The sequence below is a fragment of the Streptomyces sp. NBC_00258 genome (genome assembly GCF_036182465.1).
GTDB lineage: Bacteria > Actinomycetota > Actinomycetes > Streptomycetales > Streptomycetaceae > Streptomyces.
Map to the genome: position 1 here is coordinate 10360828 of NZ_CP108081.1, position 23947 is coordinate 10384774.

The following is a 23947-nucleotide window of genomic DNA, read 5'->3' on the forward strand; positions in this document are numbered from 1 at the left end:
CAGCAGTGCGCACTGCACGGCGACCGTGGTGAAGAGGCCCGCCGATGCGCTGAGCACGAAGGGGGCGGCGGCGATCGGGCCCAGCGCGATTCCGGCGTCGAGGGCGGAGCCGCTCGCGGTCAGGAGCAGCGGGCGCTGCTCGCCCGCGACGAGCCCCTGGAGTTCCCGGCGAGCCGGAGATCGACTCGGGAAAGGAAACACCACAGTGCCCGTCGGGGCGGATGGTTCGGCCCGCCCCGACGGGCACTGTGGACGGATCGGTCAGGCCTCCGCGCGGCCGCGCATCACGAGCTTCTTCAGGAGCGGCCAGGCCAGCAGCAGCACGATCACCGCGTACACGGTCACCGAGAAGGGCGTGTTGACCAGTCCCGAGACGCTGCCGTCGCTGATCTGCAGGGCGCGCCGGAGCTGCTGTTCTGCGTTCGGGCCGAGGATGACACCGATGACGGCGGGCAGCACCGGCAGCCCGTAGCGCCGCATACCGAAGCCGATCAGGCCGATGATCAGGAGGATCACCAGGTCGATGACCTCGCCGCCGACCGCGTACGCGCCGACCGCCGCGAAGAACATGATCCCGGCGTACAGGTACGGACGCGGGATGCGCAGCAGCTTCGCCCACACCGGCGCCAGCGGCAGGTTGAGCGCGAGCAGCAGCACCATGCCGACGAACAGGGAGGCGATCAGGCCCCACACCAGGTCGGGTTCGCGCTCGAAGAGGAGCGGGCCCGGCTGGATACCGTACTGCTGGAACGCGGCCAGCATGACCGCCGCGACCGCCGTGGTCGGCAGCCCCAGGGTCAGCATGGACACGAGCGTGCCTGCCGCCGAGGCGGATGCCGCCGACTCCGGCCCCGCCACACCCTCGATCGCGCCCTTGCCCCACTCGTCCTTGTGCTTCGACAGGCGCTTCTCCGTGACGTACGACAGGAAGGTGGGGATCTCGGCGCCGCCCGCCGGGATCGCGCCGAACGGGAAACCGATGAACGGTCCGCGCAGCCACGACTTCCACGTTCGCCGCACATCGGCCTTGCCCAGCCACGGCAGGCCCACCGGTATCGGCTCGCCCGTACTGCGGCGCAGATGCGCGGCCACCCACAGGGCCTCGCCGATCGCGAAGAGGCCGACCGCGACGATCACCACGTCGATGCCGTCGGCGAGTTGGAGCGAGCCGAAGGTCAGCCGCTGCTGCCCGGTCATCTGGTCCAGGCCGACGAGCCCGATCGTCAGTCCGATCAGCAGGGACGCGAGGCCCCGGATACGGGACGAGCCCAGGACGGACGTCACCGCGATGAACGCGAGCACCATGATGGCGAAGTAGTCGGGCGCGCCGATGTCCACCGCCAGTTCGGCGACCGTCGGTGCGAGCATCACCAGCAGGATCGTGCCGATCAGGCCGCCCGCGAAATGGCCGATGGCGGCGGCCGCGAGCGCCTGTGCGCCGCGCCCCGACTTGGCCATCGGGTTGCCCTCCATGGCCGCGACCACGGCCGCGCTCTCGCCCGGCGTGTTGAGCAGGATCGAGGTGGTCGAGCCGCCGAACATCGCGCCGTAGTAGATGCCGGCGAACATGATGAACGCGCCGGTCGGGTTCAGGCCGTACGTCACCGGCAGCAGCAGGGCGACCGCCATCGCGGGGCCGATACCTGGCAGCACACCGATCGCCGTGCCGAGCAGCACGCCTATGGCGGCCCACAGCAGGTTGATCGGGGTGAGCGCCGTACCGAACCCGTCCATCAGGGAGTTGAGGGCGTCCATGTCACAGCACTCCCATCAGCGGGCCGCCGGGCAGCGGTACTCCGAGCAGGTTGTTGAAGATCACGTACGTGGCGAGGGAGAGCACGGCCGCGATGAGCGGGTCCCGGTCGAAGCGGCGGCTGCCGAGCGCGAAGGCCGCTCCCCAGAAGAGGAGCGCACCCGCGACGGGGAAACCGGCGGGCTCGATGAGGACGGCCGCGCCCAGGAACACCCCGGCGAGCAGCAACACCGTGCGCCAGTCGGCCGGTTCGGACAGATCGATGTCCTCTCCGCCCTCGGCCTCGCCACGGCCGCCGCGCAGTACGTCCACGGCGAGCAGGGCGGCGATGACGAGCAGCCCGATGCCGACCACGATCGGCACGGTCTTCGGCCCGACGGGACCGCGCTGGGTGATCTCGACGTCCATGGTGAGCGCGTCGCCCAGGACGAGCGCGCCGAGGGCCAACAGCAGGACGCAAACGCCCAGTTCGGAGTGGTCGCGCAGCCACGAGCGCCGATCGTTCGAGGGTGTCTCGGGTATGTCGGTGGTCGGCGTCGTCACAGTCCCAGCTCCTTCAGTACCGAAACCACGCGCTTGTCCTGGGCGTCGAGGAAGTCACCGAACTTCTCGCCGGTGAGGAAGGCGTCGTCCCAGCCGTTCTGCTGCATCGACTTCTGCCACTCGGGGGAGTCGTGCAGCTCCTCGACGAGGCGTACGAGCTTGTCGCGCTCGGCGTCGGACAGGCCGGGCGGGGCGACGATGCCCCGCCAGTTGGTGAAGTCCACGTCGTAGCCGGACTCCTTCAGCGTGGGCGCGTCGGCGAGCTCGCCGACCCGCTCCGGGCCGGTGACCGCGAGAATCCGAAGCTCGCCCGCCTTGATCTGGTCGAGGTACTCCCCGACACCCGACACCCCGAAGGCGACCTTGTTGCCGAGGATCGAGGCGAGCAGCTCGCCACCGCCGTCGAAGGGCACGTAGTTGACGTCCTTCGGGGCGATTCCGGCTGCCTTCGCCATCAGCATGGGCGCGAGATGGTCGGGCCCGCCGGGCGAGGAACCGCCGCCCACCGGAAGCTTGCCCGGATTCTTCTTCCAGGCCTCGACGAGCTGATCGATCGTCTTGTACGGGGAGTCCTTGCCGACCACGACGACGTCCTGCTCCTCGGTGAGCCGGGCGATCGGGGTGGTGTCGGCGAGCGTCTTGGGCGCGTCGTTGGAGCGGACGGCGCCCACGACACCGAGGCCCATCGACATGGCGAGCTTGCCGTTGCCGTGCTCGCTCACCAGCCGGCTCAGTCCGACGGTGCCGCCGGCGCCGGGCAGGTTGAACACCTCGATGTTGTGCGTGAGTTCGGCGTCCTCGGCGTTCTTCGCGGCCGTACGGGCCGTGATGTCGTAGCCGCCGCCGGGCGTGTTGGGGACCATGAAGCGCAGGCCCGGGATCTGCGTGCCCGTCGAGGAGTCGCTGCCCGCCGTGAGCAACGGAGGGCCCACGAGGACGAGCACGGCGGCCCCGAACAGGGCGAGGAGGGTGCGCAGGCGCACGAATGCCACCACCTGTCGGTACGTCGATGAGGTCGGGGGAAGCCCTGTGGGGAGGGTGACGTGGGCCACATGTTGCCCGTACACCCGCCGCCTGTCTCTCTTCCGGAACCAACGGAGGTTGTGGTCTTTGTGACCACCGGCGCCGGTCGCGTGCGCGGATCGTACGGCGCCTTGCCTGTCCCGGCTCCCCGCTCACCCCTTTTCCCGGCCACGGGAGGGGTCCATGATGGTGCGACCCCAGGACGAGCCGCCCAACGCCGTGTCGGCCCGAGAGATTGAGTACGTCGTGGTCGCCACCTTCCGCCGTCAGACCCTCGCGGGCGAGATGCTGGTACTCCAGCTCGCCATCGTCGTGGTGGTGCTGCTGGCCGTCGCCGCGGTCTCCCTCGCGCAGTCGGAGGCGACCTTCAACCGTGTGGAGGGCCGCCGTGTCGCCGCGCTCGCCGAGCAGCTGGCCGCCAACCCCCTGGTCCGCAGCCAGCTCGTACGGCCCGTGCCCCTGGAGGCCCTCGCCCCCCTGGTGAACTCCACCCAGACCCAGTCCGGGGTCACCTCCGTGACGGTGACCGACGCCGACGGCCGGATCGTCAGCTCCACGAACCCCACGACGATCGGCGACCGACTGGCGCTCGGCGAGGGCGCCGCCGAGGGCCGGGGCTGGTCGGGCTCACTGACCCTGGACGGCAGCCGCCAGCTCGTGGCGCAGGTGCCGGTACTCGGTGCGACGAAGCAGAACCTCGGCCAGTACCTGGGCACGGTGATGATCGGCGAGGCCGACCCGACGGTGTGGCAGCGCCTCAGCGGCGCCTCCTCGTACCTGCTCGCCTACCTGGGCATCGCCAGCGGACTCGGCCTGGTGGGCTCCTGGCTGCTGGCCAGGCGCGTCAAACGGCAGACCCTCGGCCTGGAACCCCGCGAGATCGCCGGACTGGCCGAGCACCGCGAGGCCATGCTGTACGGGATCGCCGAGGGCGTGATCGCCCTGGATCCGCAGCACCGGCTCACCCTGGCCAACGACATGGGCCTGCGCCTGCTCGACCTTCCCGAGGACTGCGTGGGCCAGAGCCTGGCCGAACTCGGCATCGAGGGACGGCTGCGGGACGTCCTGGTGGGCGACCGGAAGGGCGCGCCCGACGAGCGCGACGAGGTCGTGATCCGGCACGGCCGGGTGCTGGTGATGAACCGGATGACCGTGACCAAGGACGGTCGCCCGCTCGGCTCGGTCACCACCCTGCGCGACCGCACCGAACTGGCCCGCCTGGAGCGGGAGATCGGCTCCTTCCGCAGCTCGTCCGAGCTACTGCGCGCGCAGGCCCACGAGTTCGCCAACCAGCTGCACACGATCTCCGGGCTGATCGAGATCGGCGAGGAGGACGAAGTGGTGCGCTACATCCGCGCGTTGAACCAGCGACGCCAGTCGCTGGACGTCACCCTCAGCCGCCGTGTCCGCGACACCGCCGTCGCCGCCCTGCTCATGGCGAAGGCCTCCCTGGCCGCCGAACGGAAGGTGAGGCTGCGGATCTCCGACAGCACCGCGCTCGACCGGCTCGTCCCGGAGGACGCAGCGGACGTGGCGACCGTGGTCGGCAACCTCGTCGACAACGCCGTGGACGCCGCGTCCGTCGCCGGGGTCGCGGGTGGGGCGGACGGCCACGAGGCCTGGGTCGAGGTCGAACTGCGGCAGGACGCCTCCAGCGTGGAGATCGTGGTCCGGGACTCAGGCCCCGGCGTCGCCCCGGAACTCGCCCGGGAGGTCTTCCTGCACGGCTTCACCACCAAGGCGGCCAAGGAGGGCGAGCGCGGCATCGGCCTGGCGCTCACCCGGCTGGTCTGCGAGCGTCACGGTGGTGAGATCTCGGTGACCAACACCCCCGAGGGGGCCATGTTCACCGCACGCATGACCGTCAGCCACCTCGCCGACGCGGTGGCGGAAGGAGCGGCCCGATGAAGGGGACGCAAGGCACGTCCGGCACGCCGGACACGCCCCGCGGGCCGGGCACGTCCGTCACGACCGACACGATCGACGTACTCGTGGTCGACGACGACTTCATGGTGGCCCGCGTCCACCGCACCTTCGTCGAGCGCGTCGAGCCGTTCCGGGTCGTCGGTGTCGCCAACACCGGCGAGCAGGCCGCTCACGCCGTCGACGAACTGCATCCGGACCTCGTCCTGCTCGACCTGTACCTGCCGGACGTCTTCGGCCTCGACGTCATCCCCCGGCTGCGTACCTCCGGCCACGACTGCGACGTCATGGTCATCAGCGCCGCCCGGGAGGCCGACACGGTCCGCGGTGCCGTCCGCCACGGCGTTGTCGACTACCTCCTCAAACCGTTCGAGTTCGAGGACCTGCGGGCCCGGCTGGAGCGCTACGCCGTCCAGCGCGGCCGCCTGCTCGCCACCGTCGTGCACGGCCAGGCCGACGTGGACCGGGTCCTGGCCGGAGCGACCGTGCCGGCCTCGGCTGCCGGCACCCTGCCCAAGGGCATGAGCGTCGAGACCGCCGAACTGATCGAACGCACCCTCCGCGCCGCGGAGGGCACCCTCTCCGCCGCCGAGTGCGCCACCCTGGCCGGCATCTCCCGCGTCAGCGCCCGCCGCTACCTGGAGCACTTCCACACCACCGGCAGCGCGGACGTGACGTTGCGCTACGGGGCGGCGGGGCGGCCCGAGCGGCGGTATCGGTTTCACGGGTAGCCCGGACGGATGCCGGTCCGGCGGCGAGGCCCGCGCTCGGCGTGGGGCGAGGTGATGGGCCGGGTCACCTGTGGTCATCGGCCGGGGAGCGGTGGCACCAGTTCGGGCCGGGCCAGCATCTGCCGGTTGGTACGGCCGCTTTCGAGAGCGGCGCGGGCCACGATCCACCCGGCCAGCAGATGAGGCTCACCGGGGTCGCGAGTGAGAGCGTCGGCATACCGGGCGACGGCGGTTGCCGCGTCTCCGGCCGCCAGATGGTCGTCGGCGGTTCGGCGGGTGGCGGGGTGGTGTGCGAAGGCATGAGTGCGCAGGTCGGACCAGGGAGTCTGGTCGGCACGGAAGCGGAGGGGTGAAGTGCCGCGTCCGGTCTCGGATTCCCGAGGCCGGACGACATTGCGCAGCCGCCACTCGGTGCGGTGCAGCGCGGCGGCCGTACGGGCCCGGGCCAGGGCCGTCGGATCCACGGGCTCGCGCAGCCAGCCGTCCAGGGTGTGGGCGAGGCCGTCGAGAAGTCGGCGCCCGGGCGCGGTGAGCCGCTCGCTGGTCAGCAGGGTGCGTACGACGAGACGTGTCTGCACACGGCGGAGTGCGAAGTAGTACGCGGCTACGTGTGCGTGCTGCGGCTCGGACATCCGGTCCCGCCAGAAGCCGGTGACGCCGGTGAAGGCGTACGCGCCGTGCAGCAGGCCGGTGAGGTGGCGCGGGTCGTTGCGCCAAGGGGCGTAGTACCGCTCCTCGCGGTCGTCGTCGAGGAGCGGGAAGAGATGGATGAGGGCGGCGAGCTTGCTGTGCTGGAACTCGTGGACGAGAGTCTCGGCGAGCGCGAGCCCCGTGGCCGGCCGGGTGATCACCATGGACCCGAACGAGTCGCCGCTGGAGGCCGACAGCTCCACGACCGGCGGGGGCGGGGGCGTGGTGCTGGTGCGGCCCCACGGCACGATGGCCCGGATCCGGGCCGGATCCAGACGGCCGGGGCCGGGGTCGCGCCGGGCTGTGAGGAGGCCTGAGGCCTCCTCGAGCAACTTCTGCCAGGCCGCGGCCTCGTCCGGGTCGAGCCGGTCGGGGGCGATCGGCTCGTCTAGGTCACGGTAGGGGCCGAGATCGTCGAGGGGGATCGCAGTGGTGCCCGAAGGACCGGTGTGGGCCAGAACGCGCAGTGGGATCCATTGCCCCGCACCCGGTCCGGGCGCGCCGATGGCGTCCATCGGTGCCGTTGAGCCCCGCGCGGCCGTTGTCCGCGGCCGGCAGACACAGGAGGCATCGCCTTCTGGTGTCGTGAGTTCGAGTTCGCCCGCCTTCGTCCTGGCACGTCCGACGGACAGACCCTGCCGCACCCCGGGCAGCCGGGCCAGACCGAGGCCCGGAAGGTTCAGCGCACCGTCCACCAGAGGAACCGGAAGGTCGACCTCCAGCTCCGTGTGCAGTGCGGCTGTGACCGCCAGTACGTGCAGGTGGCCGGCTTCGGCCCACAGCGGTGGCCCCGGCGCGGTGTCGTGCACACGGCGCAACAGGTGGGCGAGCCAGCCGCCGGTCTGAGGGGCGAGCAGCAGCCGCTCCACGTGCTCGGGCGCCTGTTCGGCCGCCGTTTTGAGGGCGTGCCAGGCTTCCATGGACGGGCTGAGCGGGGACGCCACCGCACTGATGTGAGAGAGCGCGGTGCGCAGGAGCAACAGCCGACGGGCACGTTCGCCGTGTTCGAGAAAGGTGAGGGCCGCGGGCGAGCCGCCGCCGGTGGCGAGTTCCGCGAAGAGGTGGTCGGGCATGCGGAGCGGAGAGTGGATCTGCTCGCTGGTCATTCCCGGGGTTCCTCCGGTGGTGAGTGCGGGCATGCGGTGCCACGGCTCAACTCGGCTATTCGGCCCTCGGGTTGGTTCCCCCACTCCTGATGCCGCTGCGGGAACGCAGGACTTCTTGGAGTATGCGGGCCGTCGACGGGAGCGGAGCAAGCTGGTCCACGGCGGCGCACGACACCGTGGCGAGGTCCGCAAGATCCGACTCCCAGACGAGGACGCCTGCTGCAGGCGCCTGCCTGTCTTCGGCGGTATCGGCATCGAACAGAGCGGGCGGCTGGTCCAAGATGCGTCCCCCTTCTCCGACGGCGGCACGCGATGCCTCATGCTCCGACCATCATGACGGACCCTGTCGGTATCGGAAACCCGTGCGATCACGCCATGTGATCAGCGTGGATCGTGCGGCTTTTCGCTCGATGTCAGTAAATCTCGCAAGGCGTCGGCGAGTTCCCGCTCGCGTTCCCGGTCGTCGTCGAGGATCACCATGGCGTCGAACAGTTCCCACAGCGCCCCGGGGTGGCGGCGGGCGAGCGCGGTCACGATGCCGGTGATATCGGTGCGGGCCTTGGAGTGACGGGGCAGAGTTCCGGTGACCCGTGGGCTCAACGCCCCGACCACGACCTGCCGTTCGGCCGGATCGGCCATCAGTGAATAGGACATGAGTACGTCCACGACGCGTTTCAGTGGAGCGAGCGGGGATCCGTGCAGGTCGTGGCGACGACCAGTGCCCTCCTCCGCCGATGGCAGGATCTCGGTCCTCGCCGGGCTCTGCAACCGGATCTCCGGGTGCTGCAGGGTGCGGCCCGCTGCTCGGAGGTCCGCAATGCGTGTCCGAACGGCGGAAAACAACTCCTCCGGGTCGGGGAACGCGGGCAGCTGGGACTGACGGTTCATCAACAGGTCGAGAAGGATCTCCGAAAAGAGACCGGTGGCCCGCGCGGGGTCGTTGGCAGCGGCTCGGCCGCGGCCCGCCGAGCGCAGCACCGTCTGCCGGTGTGCCAGATTGCGGTGTCCCACGGGAAGGGAATTGGCTGGTAGTTGTTCCCGGAAGGCCAGTGTCTCCTCGAAGGTTTCGCACGCGTCCACGATCCACAGCTGCTCGGAGAACCCGGGTACGGCGTCGCTGCTGTAGCGCGCCAGCGCGGATTCCAGGTCGACGCCCAGTTTGTCGGCGGTGGTGGCATCCGCGCAGAACAGCCGTAGGTGACCGGCCCGGTCGAGGATTCCGTGGCCGCCCCACCACACCCACAGGATGTCGCCGTGCGTCGATGGAACCTCGTTCACGAGGATGCTGCGCAGGGTGGCGTGGTCGGCGGGGGCATAGGGGGTGTCGGGGGAGAAGGGGGCCAACGGAGCCAAGTGGAGTCGTAGGTTGGCATCGGGCACTCCGGCGGCGAGCAGCAGCCGACGGAAGGCGAGGGCGTCCCGGGCGGGCCCGGGCAGGTCCCAGTCGGGCCCGGCGGCGTATGTCTCGATGCCCACGATCAGCGCGTGGACCCGGGCCGGGTCCACGCCCCGTGTCGGCCACGGTGGTCCGGTCACGGCAGACGGTCCGCGATGTGCCGGTACACGGCGGGGTTGGTCCAGTAGGCACTGTGCGCGGCGGGGAACGGCTGGCGGCTGTCGACGGCGACATCGGTGACTCTTCCGGGGAAGAGTCCGGCGCCGATGAAGCCGAGCAGGTCGCGGGGGTCGTAGAGGTTCAGCCACTCGGGCACGTGGGACGGCAGAGGTTCGGGGTGGACGAGGGAAGGCAGTGATCCCGACTCGTACAGGAAGGTCCCTTGGGAACCTGCGGTCACCAGCAGGCGGACCTGGGGCATCGGAGTGGTGACGAGCGTGTCCAGGGCGATGATCCCGCCGAGGCTGTGGCCGACGAGAGTGACCGGGGCTTCCAGTCCGGCCACCAGGGTGCGCAGGCCGGCGCGTGCCCGCTCGCCTCGTGCGAGGTAGCGCAGAACGTCACCGGCCGCAGGATGGGAGGCCTGGGTCAGTGCACGACGCCGGCGCACGACGGCCCGGGAGGCGGCGGAGCCGGCCGACCGTAACAGCATGGTCCGCAGGCCGCGTTCGGCGCCCTGGGGCGGTGCGCCGAGTGCCTGTGCGAGCCGGTCCACGACGATGTCGCGGGTGTCGCCGACCGGAACGAACGGGACATCGTCGTCGAGGGCGGCGGCGATGACGCGGGCGACCAGCGACCGGGCCGTGAGGATCGCGAGTTCGTCCGGCTGGAGGGCGGCCGCGGCGGGTCCCAGGAGGGGATGGGCGGCCAAGTCCGCTGTGGCGCGGGCCAGGCCGGGGCCCAGCTCGCCCAACTCCGTGACGGGAAGATTCCCTTCGGCCGTCAGCGAGGACAGCAGCAACTGGATCTTCTGCTCAGGCGGGACGAAACCGGGCGGCCGCTCCACGGCCGGCTTCACGCCGGAGGCGGCGAGGACCAACTCGGCGTCCGGGTCTGCGTACAGGGCGGCCCAGGCTGCGGTGTCGTCGTCCGGATCCGCCTCGGAGACACCGCGGGACCTGCCCGCCTCGGGCGGCAGACTTGCACCGCCCGCGGCGAGCGTGGCGCCGTACGGACCTCCCCAGTAGTAGGGCACCACGCGCACCTCGCCCACCACGCCCGTCAGCCCCGCGGCGAACCGACTCGTCAGTGCGGAGAAACCCGGCTCGCGTACCCCTGTTCCGTGAATGAAGACGACCGACGGCATGCGCTCCCCCCGTGGGTCCCGCTCCAGGTCTCTGTGCCACTGACGTGGCATCCTCGACCATCCAATAGGGCAAGGTGCGGGGACCGCGCGCCGCGGCCCCCGTGGACGAACGCCTTACAACGGCAGAGGCGCCATGTCGCATTCGATACGGCGTCGTTGACGGGCGGCCAACAGCCAGGGGTGATCGGCGCGCACCACGAGGTTGAAGCCTTCCACCGCCTTGGCCTCCAACTCGTCCGCTTCGGACCTACGGCCGAGCCCTCGCAGGTCCAGGGCAAGGTTGGTCGTGCACGCCAGGGTCAGCGGGTGATTCCCACCGGCGACCTGTGCCAACGACGGCAGAGCGGCCTCGTCGATCTCCCTGGCCAGTTCGAAGTCCAGACCTGTGTACGCCGTGCTGGCCCGGCCCAGAGCTACGGTCAGGGTTGTCATGTGGTCCGGGCCGAGGGACTCCGTGAGCTGGATGGCCGCGTCGTCCTCCAGGTTCCGCGCCTCCTCCAGGTGGCCCAGGGCACGGAGGGTGGTGGCCAGGTTGGCCTTGGTCATCAAGGTGTTGGGATGATCGTCGCCGAGGCTGTTCGCGTAGCGCCGCATGGTGTCCTGGCCCAGTTCGCGTGAGCCTTCGAGGTCGCCCATGAGACGGCGGTCGATGGTGACCTCGGCGGCGGCCAGAAGTGTCTCGCCGTGGTTGGGGCCGTATCCGGTCATCAGCCGGCGGAACGTCTCCTCCGACAGCTTGGCCGCTTCGGCGACGGCTCCGTCCAGACGCCTGCACACCGCCAGGTTCCGGGCGCTGCCCAACGTGTTGAAGTTGTCCTCGCCCAGGGACTCGCGCACCCTGCGGTAGATGTCCTCCAGGAAGTCACGGGCTCCCGGGTAGTCGCCCCCCTCACGCATGTCGAGCCCGACGGCACTGAGCGTGCCCAAGGTCAGGCTGCTGTTCGGTCCCAGGAGCAGTTCGCGCTGCTGGGCGGTCTCCCGGTCCAGGCTCAGAGCCTTGCCGAACTCGCCGCACAGCCGAAGGGACACACCCCAGTTGTGCGCTGCCTGAAGTGTGGTGAAGTCCTCCGGACCGATCCGGATCCGGCCCTGCTCGGTGGCCTCCCGGTCCAACTCCTCCGCCTTCCTGAACTGGCCCTGGTAGCGCAGTGCACCTGCCAGTTGGGACATGGAGTCGATGAGGTCCTCCGGCTCGACACCCGTGCGGCGCGAGACGTCCAGAGCCCCTTCGTTGAGAGGGAGGGACTCGGGAATCTGACCGACGACACGCAGCAGGAAGGCCAGGATCTTGGAGATCCGCATGACGTGGATGTTTTCCTCGCCGGACGCCGCGAGCCAGGTCGTGTGCGTTTGCCGCGCGGTGTCGACAGCTGTCTCGTGGTCGCCCCAGTGGTACAGGAACAGCACTGTGTCGTAGACCAGCTCACGCACGAACGTGTCCGTGCTGGTCACCGCGCGGGACGAGAGGATGTGGGGGAGAAGCGTCTGGTAGGCGGGCCACTCCACGGACGAGGCGTAGTGGCCCGGTTTGGCTGCCGACAGGAGCTGATGAGCGGCCTCACGCATGCGCTCGCGCTCCTCGCTGTTCAGCTTGGCGAGGAGCACGTTCTGCAGCAGCCGGTGCATCTGCAGGGTGTCGAACCGCAGGTCCAGCTTCACTAGGGAGAAGCGGTTCAGCTCCCGGATGGCCTTGCCCAGCTTGACCGAGTCGCTCAGCAGGGGGTTGACCTCGGGAGTGATGTCGATGGCACGGCGGCCGCGCAGCATGGACAGAGGAACCGGCTCGGGCGCCATGCTGGCGCAGATGTCGAGGAGCTGGCGTGCACCCGGGCTGTTCTCCGCGATCTGTGCCAATGAGATGTCCCAGGCCGCGGCGACGGAGACGGGGTAGTCGGGGGACGGGTCGAGCTGGAGGATCTCCGGTCGGCGCTCGTTCAGCAGGTCGAGATAGTCGGCCACGAGCATTCCGGTGACGGCACGCCAGGCACCGGCCTGCTCCACGGCGAGCGGGAGATCGCCCAGCGCGTCGGCGAGCCGGTCGGCGTCGTCCTCGGACAGTTCCGGAGAGCGCTTCTGGAGCAACTGGATCGACTCGGCACGCTCGAAGACGTTCACCGGCAGTGGTGTCGCCACCCGCTCCCACTCACGGTTGCGGGAGGTGACGATGATCTTCCCCGGGCCGTTGGCGGGGAAATACCTCCGCACCACGTCCACGTTCTCGGCGTTGTCGAACACCAGTAGCCAGTCGTCGTACTGACCTCCGGCGCCCAGTGCCTCCAGGACCGCGGGCACGGCCGTGTTCGCGGCGGGGGCACTGCCCTCGGCTCCCGACGGGGTGAGGCGCAGCCTGGCCGCCAGCCCTGCCAGCGCCGCCAGGATGAGAGGTTCCCGTTCGGCGGGGACCCAGCAGATCACCTTGTAGTCCTGCTGATGCCGGTAGACGTATTCGAGCGCCAGTTGTGACTTTCCCACACCTCCCATGCCATGCAGGGCATGTGGCAGTACAGCCGCGGTGTCCTGGGCTCCCAGCTGGTGCTCCACAGCTCGCAGCAGCTCGGTGCGGCCCACGAACGATGTGTTCCGCAGGGGAACGTTCACCAGAACGGCAGGTGATCCGGTCGTGGTGCTCTGCATGAGGGACTCAGCCTCCGAGGCTTCAGGGCGGGGCACGTCGGTTACCTGCATCGGCACGGGCTCTCCAGTCGGATCAGGGACTATCGGCGCGTGATCACTTCCCTGACCGCTGTCGACCCACCCCCTGCCGGATGGGTCTTTTGCCGTACCGGGCGCATTTCTCGGCCTGCTCCTGCTCAGCGGATCAATACGTTTGGCGCGTTCGGAGTACGGGCCTGCCAAGGCCCTGAGCACAGCCAGTTCGCTCCGTCGCCATCCCGTGTCGACCGGGTCGGGGAGCGTGGTCCCCGCCGGATCGCGCAACGCGGCGCGAAGGGCCACACCGCGCTCCCCCGCAGCTGGAAGATCGCCCAGGACGCTCACGGTGCGGGCGAGCTGAGTGCGGGTCGTGGTTGCCAGAAGCGCCTCACGGACGCCTTCGGCGAACTCCGGCCGGTCGCCGCTCCAGTCGATCAGGCCGCCCATCATGATCTCGGCCAGATGGCCGGGACCGGTGTGCGGCATCGTCCGGTTCCGTAACTGCTCGACCAGGTCGAACTCAAAGGGAACAACTGCCAGTTGGGCTGCGAGCTGGCGAGCCATCGGCGTGGCGAGTTCGAGGAACGCACCCACCGCCCGGTCGGCTGCGGCAGGCATGCGAGGGGCACGCAGTCCAGGCGCCGGTGTTCCTTTGGAAAGACTGCCGGCCAGGACCACGGGCAACTCCCGGCGCATCCCACGCTCACCGGTCACGAGGCAGGCCCAGGCTTCGATGGAGCCTGCCTTGAGCGACAACACCGGAACGGGCACGGATCCGTCGCCGGCCTCGGGCAGCGGGCGCATCGGGTCGGGCCCGGCGGACGGCGCGAGATGCCTGAGCCTGGCGTTGGGCGCGCCGAAGCCGCCGGACTCCAGGACCGCCGGGTACGGATAGAGGGAGGAGCGATGGCGCAGATGGGGTGTCAAGAGGTGCACCAGGGCCGTGGGGCCGGCGGCCGCGAGGCGCCCGAGCAGGCTGTCGGCGGTCGATGAGGCCCATCCGTGTGCCAGGCCGTCGGTGACGACCAGGAAGAGCCGGCCGCCGCTGCCGTCCAGTACTTCACCCAAGCCCGTGACGGACCGTCCCGTCGGCCAGCGCAGCGTCGGATCACCGGTGAGAGGCACCTTGACCCGGACGGTGCGGACGACCCGAAAGGCGCCGCTCTGCTCGGCGGCCTCGGCGAGGCCGGCCACGGTGTCCTGCCAGATCTGCATGGTGGGGGCGTCGTCGACGAGCAACACCAGGTCGAAGGCGCAACTGCGGACGGGCTGGTGGAAGGGCAGCCAGAGCTGGTCCACGACGCCTCGCTCCGCCGTGGTCCGCTCGTCCAGCTCCGTCGCACGCCGGGAAGGCACGCGACGCGCGAGCCCGTGCAGGGACCGGGCGAGCTGGGCGGTGCGACTGCCACGGCTCGGTTTCGTCGGTCCGGAGCCGGAGACGGGCAGCAGAGGGCGCTCCAGGTGTATGGCGTCGGGCCCTTCGGGGGCGGGGACGAGCGACAGCTTGGAAGGTGGCCCCGGAGCCCCCGTGAACGGTCGCCCGGACAGTGCGTCGTGCCCGGAGGCGTCCCGGGCACCCGGCCGTGAACCCGGATCCGCGGCCGGTTCCGGTGAGCCACTGCGTGACATGCCGTCGGACGGCGTGTCCGCCGGTCGGCCTTCGTCGCGAGGGCGGTTCCGTTCCTCGGCGTCCAAGGCCGCCGGACGGTGGTCGGGCCGCTGCGCGGCCGTGATGCCGTCGTGCAGAGGGCTCGACGGCGAGCCGGCGGTGCGGCCGTGGCGAGCCCAGAGGGCCGCCAGCCAGACGGCGTCGCCGAGCTGCTGCCAATGGGGCGCGGACTCGGTCTCAGGGAACGCCAAGAGCGACGACACCTCCGAGGTGGGGTCGGTGTCGCCGGGGCCGGATGCACGCTCCCTGGGAAAGCCGGTCATTCAGCGGCCCTTCGCGAGATCGCGGAGCAGCAGTTCAACGAGCTTACGCCCCTCTCCGTCGGCCTGGAAACCACCCGCAGTAGTCAACTGGACAGCGTTCAGCAACTGATCGAGTGCGTGTGTTCCGCCGCCCTGCACACGTTGTACGAACAGGTCGACCAGGGCTTCCGTGCCCTCCGGGCGGGTCGTCAAGTGGCGTTCCACGATGGCCAGAAGCTGCTCCCGGGTGGGGGTGCGCATCTCCAGCGGAAGGCAGCGCCTGCGGAAGGCCGGCGGAAATTCCCGCTCGCCGTTGCTCGTGATCAGCACCACCGGGAACTCGAGGCACTCGACCCGGCCGTGCTGCACCAGGGCATGCCCTCCGGGGTCGGCGGTGTGCACGCGTGCGCTGCGAGCCGCGGCGCGTTCCAGCTCCGGGATTTCAAAGCTGCCGTTCTCGAGGACGTGCAGCAGATCGTTGGGCAGATCGATGTCGCTCTTGTCCAGCTCGTCGATGAGGAGGACACGTGGGCGCTCGTAGGGCAGGAGCGCCGTGCCCAGCGGCCCCAAGGTGATGAAGTCGCCCAGAGAGGGCGGTTTGCGGCTGTCGGCCGGCGGCTCCGCACCGGCCTCGCCGGACCGAACGGCACCGCCGCCCTCGCCGTCCGTTTCGGCTGCCGCGGCCGCCTTCTGATCCGCGGCCATGTTCAGCCCGGCCTGCCATGCGGCGATGGCCTGTGCGCGTCCCATCGCGTCGTGGACGTAGAGGCCGTCCCGCAGCACCGTGCGACTGACGACACTCCATTCCAGAACCCGGCCCAGGCCCATCTCGCGCGAGACGAGGTACGCGAGTGTGGATTTGCCGATGCCCGGGGGCCCGGTGACCAGCAGCGGACGCCGCAGCACCAGCGCGGCGTTGACGATGTCGATCTCGTCGGGACCCAGTTGGGGGATCGTGTCGCCGAGTCCCAGACGGCGCAGCGCGGCCTCCTCCCCGCCCGGCGGCGGAGGCTGCACCGGGGTTCCGCGGAACCGGCGCCAGGGCGGCGCCGTGGGCAGCGCCGGCGGCTGGTCCCGGGGCGGGAGTCCACTGGCCTCGAACACCCGCCAGCCGTTCGCGCCCGTCTGCTCGTGTGCGGTCATGCCGGAGCCTCCTCGCTGGCGAGATCGCCGGGATCGGTGGTCTGGATGTCGACGAGTCGTGTGGGGTCGTCCCAGAAGAAGGCAATGTGCCTTCCCAGAAGCAGCGGACCTTGAGGATTGGCTTCGGCCTTTCGGCGAAGGCGGTGGACGGCCATCGGAACCTGCGCGGGCGTCGGCACTGACGCGAACACGGCGGTCACTACTTCCCGCCGCTCATCGAGGAAAACGCCCCTGCGATCCCAGACCGCCAGACCTATGCCCTCGGCGATGGCTGCCTTCAGTGCCTCGAGTGCGAGCGGCTCGGCGGGGGCGTCCAGCACCACGGCCGTCCGGTCGTGTTCCTCGGCGAGCGACACCTGCCAGTCGTCGACCCGCAGGCCATCCGGCTCGCCCCAGCTCCGCACCGAGATCCCGTGTTGCTGCATGGTGCGCCAGCGCTCCCGCCACTGGTCCATGACGAGTACGTCATCGGTACGCATGCGATCCAGACTGCGTAGGTGCACCCCGTACCTCAGGCCGAGCGGAAGCGCGTTCCCGCCTCCGGTAGTGAGCCTCAGCCTGGCCACATCGTGGTTGAGGAGGTCATACGGAAGGACGAACTCGATGTACGGCGGTGGCTGTTCCCGGTCCTCCTGCTTTGGTTCGGGGCGAACCGCCCACAGCCGGGCCCCCTGGCGAAGCACACCTTCGACGGCGGGGCCGAGACGGCCGAGAGTCGTCGTGACGGGCTCACCGGGCTGCGGTTGCCAGCGTCCAGGCGCGGTGTTGAGCCAAGGGCGTACGACGATCTCGTCGGAACCGTCGCGGGCCGGTTCGACGGCCACGACCAGACAGCGCGGAATCTCGGGATCGTACTCGGTGGCGGCGCGCCGGGCCCGGCGTCGCTCCAGGGGCTCCAGCAGGTCCGCGTGCCGTGCCCATGCCTCGACCCAGTCCGAGAGTGCCTTGCGATGGTCGGCAGCCCCGACGAGCCGGGCGGCATGGTCGATCAGTAGTACGGCGGGCGGCAGTCCGTCCGGTTGGGCATTCAACTCGACCGTATAGGTGAAGAGTTGTTCGATGGTCCGCCCGATGGGGAGGTCCATACCGTGCAACTCCTCGACGAGTGCGTCCCGTAATCGGGTCGTCGGCACGTTCTCTCTGACAGCATTCAGAAGGGCGTGCGCGGTGCTCTCGTCGTAGCCGGACAGCGGGCCGGGCGGCGGCATCGAGGCGGATGGCGCGGTGGCGGAGTCGACCACCGCTTTCAACTCGGCAGCCGCCTCGGTCCCTTCGCAGACATCGACCACCCACACGAGTACGCGTTCCCCGCCCGGTGCGCTCAACGCGGCACGCACCAGTGTCACCACGTCCTCGCGGAGCCTGACGCCGCGCAGGTCGATGTGCTGGTGCAGCTGGTCTCCGAGCAGTACGGCGAACTGCCCTCGTCCGGAAGCGTCTTGCATGCAGCCCAGTTCGCAGAGCACCTCGGTCAGTCGCAACAACAGCTCAACTCCTGGCCCATGCCAGGAACTACCGCCGGACTCGTCGAAAGCCACGCCCGTCTCCACCGACTTTCCCCCATGAGTCGGTACGCCTGCCTGACCAAGCAGTGAAATTAGCATGGCAACTGACGGTTAACCAGGGACAAGGGATGCCGTGACTCCCTTTGCCGCACAGGGGTAAGAAGAGTTCGGAAGTGTCGGTTGGTGTGCGGCTCAGGTCTTCGGTGTTGGGACTCGACCGACTGCGCGCCGAGGGACCCCGTGTACCGGCGAACGGTCCTTGGGACGTGTACGCGTGAGCAGTCCGCCGACGCCTCAGACGGCGACGACCGTGACCCCCGCCTCCTCGAACCGCCGCACCATGTCCTCACTCACCGCCACGTCCGTGACCAGCGTGTCCACCGACTCCGCGGAGCAGATCAGGGCGAAGGCCCGCTGCCCGAGCTTGCTGGAGTCGGCAGCGACGATCACACGCTCGGCGCGCTCGCAGAGCAAGCGGTTGATCGCGGCCTCCGCCTCGTCCGTCGCAGCGGCGCCATGGGCCACGTCGAGGGCGACCACGCCGAGGACGGCCACGTCCAGGGTGATCTGGCCGAGTACGCCGTCGGCGAGAGGGCCGACGAGCTCGTACGACTGCGGGCGGGCGACGCCGCCGGTCAGCACGATCTTGAACTGGGGCCGCACCGCCAGCTCGTTGGCGATGTTGAGGGCGTTCGTGACGATCGTCAGGGCGGGCGAGCCGGACGCGAGATCACTGCGGACGGCCAGTGCGCGGGCCACCTCCGTGGTGGTCGTGCCACCGGTCAGGCCGACCGCCTCGCCGGGCGCGACGAGGTTCGCCACGGCCTTCGCGATGCGCTGCTTCTCGGAGGCGTGGCGGGCCGTCTTGTAGCGCAGCGGCAGCTCGTACGAGACGCCGTGCACGACCGCGCCGCCCCGGGTCCGTACGAGCATCTGCTGCTCGGCTAGCTGGTCGAAGTCGCGCCGGATCGTGGCCGCCGACACCGCCAGCTCGGCCGCCGCCTCCTCGACATCCAGCCGGCCCCGCTCCACGAGCAGCTCCAGCAGCGCCTGCCAGCGGGCGTCGCGCGACATCCGCACCCTCCGTCCGTCGATCCGGCCATCGACCCGTCCCTGGATCCGCCCATGGATCTGATCTTTCGGCGACCCTAACGCACACCGTTCACCCAGGAATGCTTGATTGTGCTCGAAACTTCGCTATATCTTGCAAGAACAATCATTCCAGCGGGGAGGTCGCGGGCGTGAGCCATGTCGAGAACGAGCTGAAGAGCCAGCCCGAGTGCTGGGTACGGGCCGCGGGGGAAGCCGCGGCCCACGGGGACGCGCTGCCCGCCGCGGGGGAGCGGGTGGCCGTCGTCGGATGCGGCACGTCGTGGTTCATGGCGCAGGCCGTCGCGGTGCTGCGTGAGCAGGCGGGCCAGGGCGAGACCGACGCCTTCGCCGCCTCCGAGTTCCCGCACGGCCGCTCGTACGACCGTGTGGTCGCCCTGACCCGCTCCGGCACCACCACCGAGGTGCTCGACCTGCTCGGCCGGCTGAAGGGGCGTACGCGCACGGTCGCGGTCACCGCGGATCCGCGAACTCCCGTGATGGAGGCGGCGGACGACATCGTCGTGCTCGACTACGCCGATGAGAAGTCCGTGGTGCAGACGCGGTTCGCGACCACCGCGCTCACCCTGCTGCGGGCCCACCTCGGGCTGCACACCGACGCCGTCGTCGCCGACGCCCGTACCGCGCTGGCGGAGCCACTGCCCGAAGGGCTCGTCGACTGCACGCAGTTCACGTTCCTGGGCCGAGGCTGGAGCGTGGGGCTCGCGAACGAGGCCGGGCTCAAGATGCGCGAGGCCTCACTCGCGTGGACCGAGGCCTATCCGGCGATGGAGTACCGGCACGGGCCGATCAGCGTGACCACCGAGGGAACCGCGACCTGGATGCTCGGCGAGGCACCCGAGGGGCTGGCCCAACAGGTCCGGGACACGGGCGCGTTGTGGGTCGAGGGCGGTCTCGACCCGCTCGCCGAACTCGTCCGCGCCCAGCGCCTCGCCGTGGCCGTCGCCGCGGCCCGCGGCCTCGATCCCGACCAGCCCCGCCACCTCACCCGCTCGGTCGTCCTCACCACACACTGAAGGGGGATTCCATGCCTCTCGCAGCAGCCGGAGAGCTGGTCGCCCGGGCGGCCGCGTCCCGCACCGCCGTCGCCGCGTTCAACGTCATCACGCTGGAACACGTCGAGGCCGTCGTCGCCGGCGCCGAGGTCGCGGAGGCGCCCGTCATCCTCCAAGTCAGCGAGAACGCGGTGAAGTTCCGCGGCGGACGGCTGCTCCCGCTGGCCCACGCCGCGAGCGCCGCCGCCGAACACGCCTCCGTGCCCGTCGGGTTGCACCTCGACCACGTCCAGAGCGACGAGCTGCTGCGACAGGCGGCCGGCGCCGGTTTCGGCTCCGTCATGTACGACGCGGCCCGCCTTCCGTACGCCGAGAACCTCGCGGCAACCCGGGCCGCCGCCGACTGGGCCCACGCCCAAGGGCTGTGGATCGAGGCCGAGTTGGGTGAGGTCGGCGGCAAGACGGGGCAGCCGCCGCTGGACGCCCATGCGGCGGGCGCCCGTACCGATCCGGCCGAGGCGCGTGCCTTCGTCGCCGACTCCGGCGTGGACGCCCTGGCCGTGGCCGTCGGCAGCACACACGCCATGACCACCCGCACGGCCGCCCTCGACCACGACCTCCTCAAGCGTCTCGCCGCGGCCCTCGACGTGCCGCTCGTGCTGCACGGCTCGTCCGGTGTGCCGGACGCCGAGCTGAGAGCGGCCGTCGCGGGCGGCATCACGAAGGTGAACGTCGGCACCGCTCTGAACATCGCGATGACCGGCGCGATCAGGGACTACCTCACCGCCCATCCCGAAGCGGTCGACTCGCGCAAGTACCTGACCGTGGGACGGGCGGCGATGGCGGAGACGGTGACACGGATCATCCGAGTCCTCGGCGCCACCGGCTGACGGCTCAGCCCGCGTCCACGACCTCCACGCCCACTGAACCCTCCGAGCCCTCTGGACCCTCCGTGCTCTCCGATCCCTCCACGAGCTTCTCGAAGAAGAACTCGTGCTTGAGGAACGACACGTCGTACTCGCTCCCCGGGTACGGCGGGATCAACTGGGCCGCCTGGAACAGCCGCCAGCCGTCCCGCAGGGCGTCCACCCCGGACTTGTACGGGGGTTCGTCGCTGTCCCCGGTTGTGGGCGACGTACGCCCCGTGCCGTCGTACACAGACCAGCCGACCACCGGCGAGTCCAGCGCCGACGTTCCCAGATAGAGCACCAGAACCTGCTGACGGTACGTCATGCGACCTCCTCCTGAGGGTGGTTGGAGACACGGGTCACCCAGTGGTCCAGGTCGAAGGACTCGTCGCCGGTCAGCGACCGCCACAGCAGCACGCGGTTGTAGATCTCCAGCCGGCCGGTCGCATGCTCGTACCAGGGGAAGGTCGTCGAGAGCTCCTCGGCCACCCGGGGGTCACCGAGGTCCGAGGTGTCCCACAGCCGTCGCTGACGTACGGCCGGATTGAAGCGGATCTTGAACATGTACCGCACCACGTCGCTGTCGTTGCGCCGCCCACCGTGCCACAGGCCGTGGTGCAGAAACACCACGGTGCCGGCCGGGCAGACGAGCCGGGACTGACCGAGCAGATTCTGGTAGCGGCCGGTGTCCGTTTCGTTCGTGCGCCGCAGATGGCTGCCCGGCACGCTGAGGGTGCCGCCCATGTCGAGGGACACGTCCTGCGGGTAGTACATCAGCTGGACGTCGAAGGCATCGGTGCGCACGTCGATGATCGCGTCACCGTGCAGCGGCTGCGCCGACCCCTCGCGGGGCTCGCGGACATGCACCGCGTGATGGTCGACGCGCGGGTTCGGGCCGACGAGACTGCGCAGAGCCCCGGCCACGGCCGGGATGTCGAGGAGCCGCCGGGTGAAGGAGCCCTCGGGGTAGGCGTCCGCCACCGCACTGCCGTAGGGCACGCCCGGGACACCCCGCCCCAGGAACCCGATCGCCTCGGCGTTCATCTCCGCCGGCACCACCGCGTCGAGGCGCAACGAACCGTGGGCCACGAAATGCGCCATCCGCACCGAACTCAGCAGCGGAGCCACAGGGGGAACGGGAGGGGGAGGGGGTGGAAGCGGGGGATGTTCGGGATTCGTCATGGTCCGAACGTACGGAGCGGAGCCCGCCCGTCGCGTTGGCCCGTTTCACCACCGCTGGTAGTTTTTCACCATGCGGGAGACGGAGATCCACCTCGGGGAGCCGCCCGTCGTCGCCAACGCGGGCGTCGGCGTGCACGGCGTCGCGAGCCGTACGGACGTCTTCCGCCTGCCGGAGCTGTGGCAGCTGCATCTGTACCAGTACGAGGCCGAGCTGACCGTCGACGGAACGGCGCACCTCATCCGTCCCGGTCGAGTCAGCCTCGTACCGCCCGGCACGACGGTCCGCTACCGCTACCGGGGCCGCTCGGAGCACCTGTACGCGCATCTGCGCATCGCCCCCGCAGGCTCGCCGTACACCGTGCCAGTGATGCAGGACGCCGGACCCGAACTCCCCATGCTGACCGGGCTGTTGCTCCAGGCGGTCGCCTCCGTACCTGGCGAGCCGGAGCGCACCCGGGCCGAGATCTGGACCGCTCTGTGGCGCATCGCCCATCTAGCCCCGGCGGCCGAGCGGCCCGGACCGCACCCCGCCGTCACCGCCGCGATCGCCTATATCGAGGCGAACCTCGCCGCCCCGCTCACCGTGCCCGCCGTGGCCCACGCCGCGGGCGTCTCGCACAACCACCTGACCCGGCTCTTCCGCGCGACCACGGGCGGCACCGTCGTCGCGTACATCCGGCGCCGCAGGCTCGACCGCGCCCACCATCTGCTGCGGGCCTCGACCCTGTCGATCCCGGCGGTCGCCGCGTCGGTCGGCATCCCCGACCTGCAGGCCTTCAACAAGGCGTGCCGACGCGAACTGGGAGCGTCCCCGCGAGCCCTGCGCGGTGAGACGAGCGCCGCCTGAGCCCCACCGGACGCCTGCGAACGACCCTCAGGACTCCGCCCTCAGGACTCCGCGGACTCCTTGACGGCCTTCAGAACCACGAACTTCGCGTCGCTCGCGACCAGTTGGCTGTTGCCGAAGAGACGGCGCAGCTTCACGTGGTAGCCGAGATGACGGTTGCCGACCACCCACAGCTCGCCGCCCGGCCGCAGCGCCCGGCGTGCCCCGGTGAACATCCGCCAGGCGGTGGCGTCGGACGTCGCCTGGTGCGAGTGGAAGGGCGGATTGTTCAGCACGAGGTCGACGCTCGCGTCCGGAACGCCCTCCAGCCCGTCGCCGACGCGGAACTCCGCCTTGCCGTACTCCACCGTGTCGTCGGTGTTCGCCCAGTACGTCGCCTCCGCCGAGGTCACCGCCTGGTACGACTCGTCCAGGAACAGCGTCTGAGCCCGAGGGTGCGCCAGCGCCATCGCCGTACCGACGACTCCGTTGCCGCAGCCAAGGTCCACGACCCGCTCGGCGCCGCCCTCGTACGGCAGGTGCTGGAGGAAGAACCTGGTGCCGATGTCGAGACGCTCGGCGCAGAAGACACCAGCGTGATTGACGACCGTACGGCCGGAGGCGGGACCGATTCCGTCGGGCAGCGAGTAGCTGTGCGGCCACGGATTGGCCGGTCTGGTGATCCCCGGATTCGGGGTGCAGAAGATGAGCCGGGCCTTCTTCTCGGCCAGCGAGGTCCGGGTGGGGCCGATGATCCGCTCGAACAGCTTCAGCGTGGAGGTGTGGATCTCCTTCACCATGCCGGTGCCGACGACGACCGTCCCCTCGTGCACGGCGGGCGCCAGACGCAACAGCTGATCCTCCAGGAGCGCGAGGCTCTTCGGCACCCGCACCAGCAGCACGTCGACGCGGTCGACCGGCGGGTCCTGGGAGGTGAGGAGACGTACGGAATCCTGGTCCGAGCCGTTGCGCGCCAGGTTGGCGCGGGTCGCCTCCCGGGTGAGGAACGAGTCGGTGATCTGCACCGGCCGGTGCTCCCGGAGGGCCGTGGTGAGAGCGCCCCACCGATCGCCGACCACGACCACCGTGCCGTCGAGTGCCTGGTCGCCGTCCGCGAGATGCTTCAGCAGATACTCGTCGGAGGCGTCCCACGCACGGAGCTGGTCACGGGAGTCCTCGGGGAAGCGGGCCAGCTGCAGCTCGGCCGAGGGGGTCGTCATACGGTCGGTCATTGGGTCCAGGCT

General features: G+C 70.2%; 18 protein-coding genes. 5 read left to right on the forward strand and 13 right to left on the reverse strand.

Features of this window, described 5'->3' with window-relative positions:
* Positions 1-261: 261 nt before the first annotated feature.
* Genes OG718_RS45975 through OG718_RS45985 form a run of 3 tightly spaced genes read right to left on the reverse strand, consistent with a single transcriptional unit; the run spans position 262 to position 3279 of the window.
* Positions 262-1755, reverse strand: a complete 1494-nt coding sequence (locus tag OG718_RS45975) for a tripartite tricarboxylate transporter permease (RefSeq protein WP_143633371.1) — start codon at positions 1753-1755, stop codon at positions 262-264.
* Between the two features lies 1 nt (position 1756).
* Positions 1757-2296 (reverse strand): tripartite tricarboxylate transporter TctB family protein, encoded by a 540-nt coding sequence (locus tag OG718_RS45980; RefSeq protein ID WP_143633372.1) that lies wholly within the window; start codon positions 2294-2296, stop codon positions 1757-1759.
* Positions 2293-3279 (reverse strand): Bug family tripartite tricarboxylate transporter substrate binding protein, encoded by a 987-nt coding sequence (locus tag OG718_RS45985; RefSeq protein ID WP_186001057.1) that lies wholly within the window; start codon positions 3277-3279, stop codon positions 2293-2295. The genes OG718_RS45980 and OG718_RS45985 overlap by 4 nt, the downstream gene beginning before the upstream one ends.
* Positions 3280-3565: 286 nt before the next feature.
* On the opposite strand from OG718_RS45985, the gene OG718_RS45990 reads away from it, so the two are divergent.
* Both OG718_RS45990 and OG718_RS45995 read left to right on the forward strand, forming a co-directional pair.
* Positions 3566-5227 (forward strand): sensor histidine kinase, encoded by a 1662-nt coding sequence (locus OG718_RS45990; protein ID WP_143634128.1) that lies wholly within the window; start codon positions 3566-3568, stop codon positions 5225-5227.
* Positions 5224-5973 (forward strand): response regulator, encoded by a 750-nt coding sequence (locus OG718_RS45995; RefSeq protein WP_443055270.1) that lies wholly within the window; start codon positions 5224-5226, stop codon positions 5971-5973. The genes OG718_RS45990 and OG718_RS45995 overlap by 4 nt, the downstream gene beginning before the upstream one ends.
* 74 nt (positions 5974-6047) lie before the next feature.
* Here OG718_RS45995 and OG718_RS46000 read toward each other — a convergent pair whose 3' ends face one another.
* The 7 genes from OG718_RS46000 to OG718_RS46030 form a co-directional block, all read right to left on the reverse strand.
* The gene (locus tag OG718_RS46000; protein ID WP_328846952.1) at positions 6048-7769 is read right to left on the reverse strand and encodes an HEXXH motif domain-containing protein; all 1722 of its coding nucleotides are present in this window, start codon (positions 7767-7769) and stop codon (positions 6048-6050) included.
* Positions 7770-8150: 381 nt separating this feature from the next.
* Positions 8151-9305 (reverse strand): effector-associated domain 2-containing protein, encoded by a 1155-nt coding sequence (locus tag OG718_RS46005; RefSeq protein WP_328846953.1) that lies wholly within the window; start codon positions 9303-9305, stop codon positions 8151-8153.
* Entirely contained in the window at positions 9302-10471 is a 1170-nt protein-coding gene (locus OG718_RS46010; RefSeq protein ID WP_328846954.1) for a hypothetical protein, read from the reverse strand. Before OG718_RS46010 ends, OG718_RS46005 begins: the two co-directional genes overlap by 4 nt.
* 114 nt (positions 10472-10585) lie before the next feature.
* Complete coding sequence (fxsT, locus tag OG718_RS46015) at positions 10586-15055, reverse strand: FxSxx-COOH system tetratricopeptide repeat protein (protein WP_143633382.1); 4470 nt, start codon at positions 15053-15055, stop codon at positions 10586-10588.
* Complete coding sequence (locus tag OG718_RS46020; protein WP_143633384.1) at positions 15056-16177, reverse strand: AAA family ATPase; 1122 nt, start codon at positions 16175-16177, stop codon at positions 15056-15058.
* Positions 16174-17715 carry a VMAP-C domain-containing protein gene (locus tag OG718_RS46025; RefSeq protein ID WP_328846955.1) on the reverse strand — a complete coding sequence of 514 codons (1542 nt, stop codon included), beginning with the start codon at positions 17713-17715 and terminating at the stop codon, positions 16174-16176. The genes OG718_RS46020 and OG718_RS46025 overlap by 4 nt, the downstream gene beginning before the upstream one ends.
* A 261-nt stretch (positions 17716-17976) precedes the next feature.
* Positions 17977-18756 carry a DeoR/GlpR family DNA-binding transcription regulator gene (locus OG718_RS46030; RefSeq protein ID WP_328846956.1) on the reverse strand — a complete coding sequence of 260 codons (780 nt, stop codon included), beginning with the start codon at positions 18754-18756 and terminating at the stop codon, positions 17977-17979.
* A 167-nt stretch (positions 18757-18923) separates the two neighbouring features.
* On the opposite strand from OG718_RS46030, the gene OG718_RS46035 reads away from it, so the two are divergent.
* Positions 18924-19808: an SIS domain-containing protein gene (locus OG718_RS46035; protein WP_328846957.1), complete on the forward strand. Its 885-nt coding sequence runs from the start codon at positions 18924-18926 to the stop codon at positions 19806-19808.
* A gap of 11 nt (positions 19809-19819) precedes the next feature.
* On the forward strand, positions 19820-20677 hold the full coding sequence (locus tag OG718_RS46040; protein ID WP_143633390.1) for a class II fructose-bisphosphate aldolase: 858 nt from the start codon (positions 19820-19822) through the stop codon (positions 20675-20677).
* Between the two features lie 4 nt (positions 20678-20681).
* Here OG718_RS46040 and OG718_RS46045 read toward each other — a convergent pair whose 3' ends face one another.
* Together OG718_RS46045 and OG718_RS46050 are read right to left on the reverse strand one after the other, a co-directional pair.
* Positions 20682-21020, reverse strand: a complete 339-nt coding sequence (locus OG718_RS46045) for a hypothetical protein (protein ID WP_328846958.1) — start codon at positions 21018-21020, stop codon at positions 20682-20684.
* On the reverse strand, positions 21017-21796 hold the full coding sequence (locus OG718_RS46050; RefSeq protein WP_328847948.1) for a phytanoyl-CoA dioxygenase family protein: 780 nt from the start codon (positions 21794-21796) through the stop codon (positions 21017-21019). Before OG718_RS46050 ends, OG718_RS46045 begins: the two co-directional genes overlap by 4 nt.
* A gap of 151 nt (positions 21797-21947) precedes the next feature.
* Between OG718_RS46050 and OG718_RS46055 the strand changes: the two genes are divergently transcribed.
* Entirely contained in the window at positions 21948-22724 is a 777-nt protein-coding gene (locus OG718_RS46055; RefSeq protein WP_328846959.1) for an AraC family transcriptional regulator, read from the forward strand.
* A 41-nt stretch (positions 22725-22765) separates the two neighbouring features.
* Here OG718_RS46055 and OG718_RS46060 read toward each other — a convergent pair whose 3' ends face one another.
* Positions 22766-23923: a methyltransferase gene (locus OG718_RS46060; protein WP_143634131.1), complete on the reverse strand. Its 1158-nt coding sequence runs from the start codon at positions 23921-23923 to the stop codon at positions 22766-22768.
* Positions 23924-23947: the final 24 nt, after the last annotated feature.

Coding starts and splice junctions, on each gene's coding strand:
- OG718_RS45975 (WP_143633371.1), bottom strand. CDS start 1,755: ATGGACGCCCTCAACTCCCTGATGGACGGGTTCGGTACGGCGCTCACC.
- OG718_RS45995 (WP_443055270.1), top strand. CDS start 5,224: ATGAAGGGGACGCAAGGCACGTCCGGCACGCCGGACACGCCCCGCGGG.
- OG718_RS46000 (WP_328846952.1), bottom strand. CDS start 7,769: ATGACCAGCGAGCAGATCCACTCTCCGCTCCGCATGCCCGACCACCTC.
- OG718_RS46010 (WP_328846954.1), bottom strand. CDS start 10,471: ATGCCGTCGGTCGTCTTCATTCACGGAACAGGGGTACGCGAGCCGGGT.
- fxsT (WP_143633382.1), bottom strand. CDS start 15,055: ATGACCGGCTTTCCCAGGGAGCGTGCATCCGGCCCCGGCGACACCGAC.
- OG718_RS46020 (WP_143633384.1), bottom strand. CDS start 16,177: ATGACCGCACACGAGCAGACGGGCGCGAACGGCTGGCGGGTGTTCGAG.
- OG718_RS46030 (WP_328846956.1), bottom strand. CDS start 18,756: ATGTCGCGCGACGCCCGCTGGCAGGCGCTGCTGGAGCTGCTCGTGGAG.
- OG718_RS46040 (WP_143633390.1), top strand. CDS start 19,820: ATGCCTCTCGCAGCAGCCGGAGAGCTGGTCGCCCGGGCGGCCGCGTCC.
- OG718_RS46045 (WP_328846958.1), bottom strand. CDS start 21,020: ATGACGTACCGTCAGCAGGTTCTGGTGCTCTATCTGGGAACGTCGGCG.
- OG718_RS46050 (WP_328847948.1), bottom strand. CDS start 21,796: ATGGCGCATTTCGTGGCCCACGGTTCGTTGCGCCTCGACGCGGTGGTG.
- OG718_RS46055 (WP_328846959.1), top strand. CDS start 21,948: ATGCGGGAGACGGAGATCCACCTCGGGGAGCCGCCCGTCGTCGCCAAC.
- OG718_RS46060 (WP_143634131.1), bottom strand. CDS start 23,923: ATGACGACCCCCTCGGCCGAGCTGCAGCTGGCCCGCTTCCCCGAGGAC.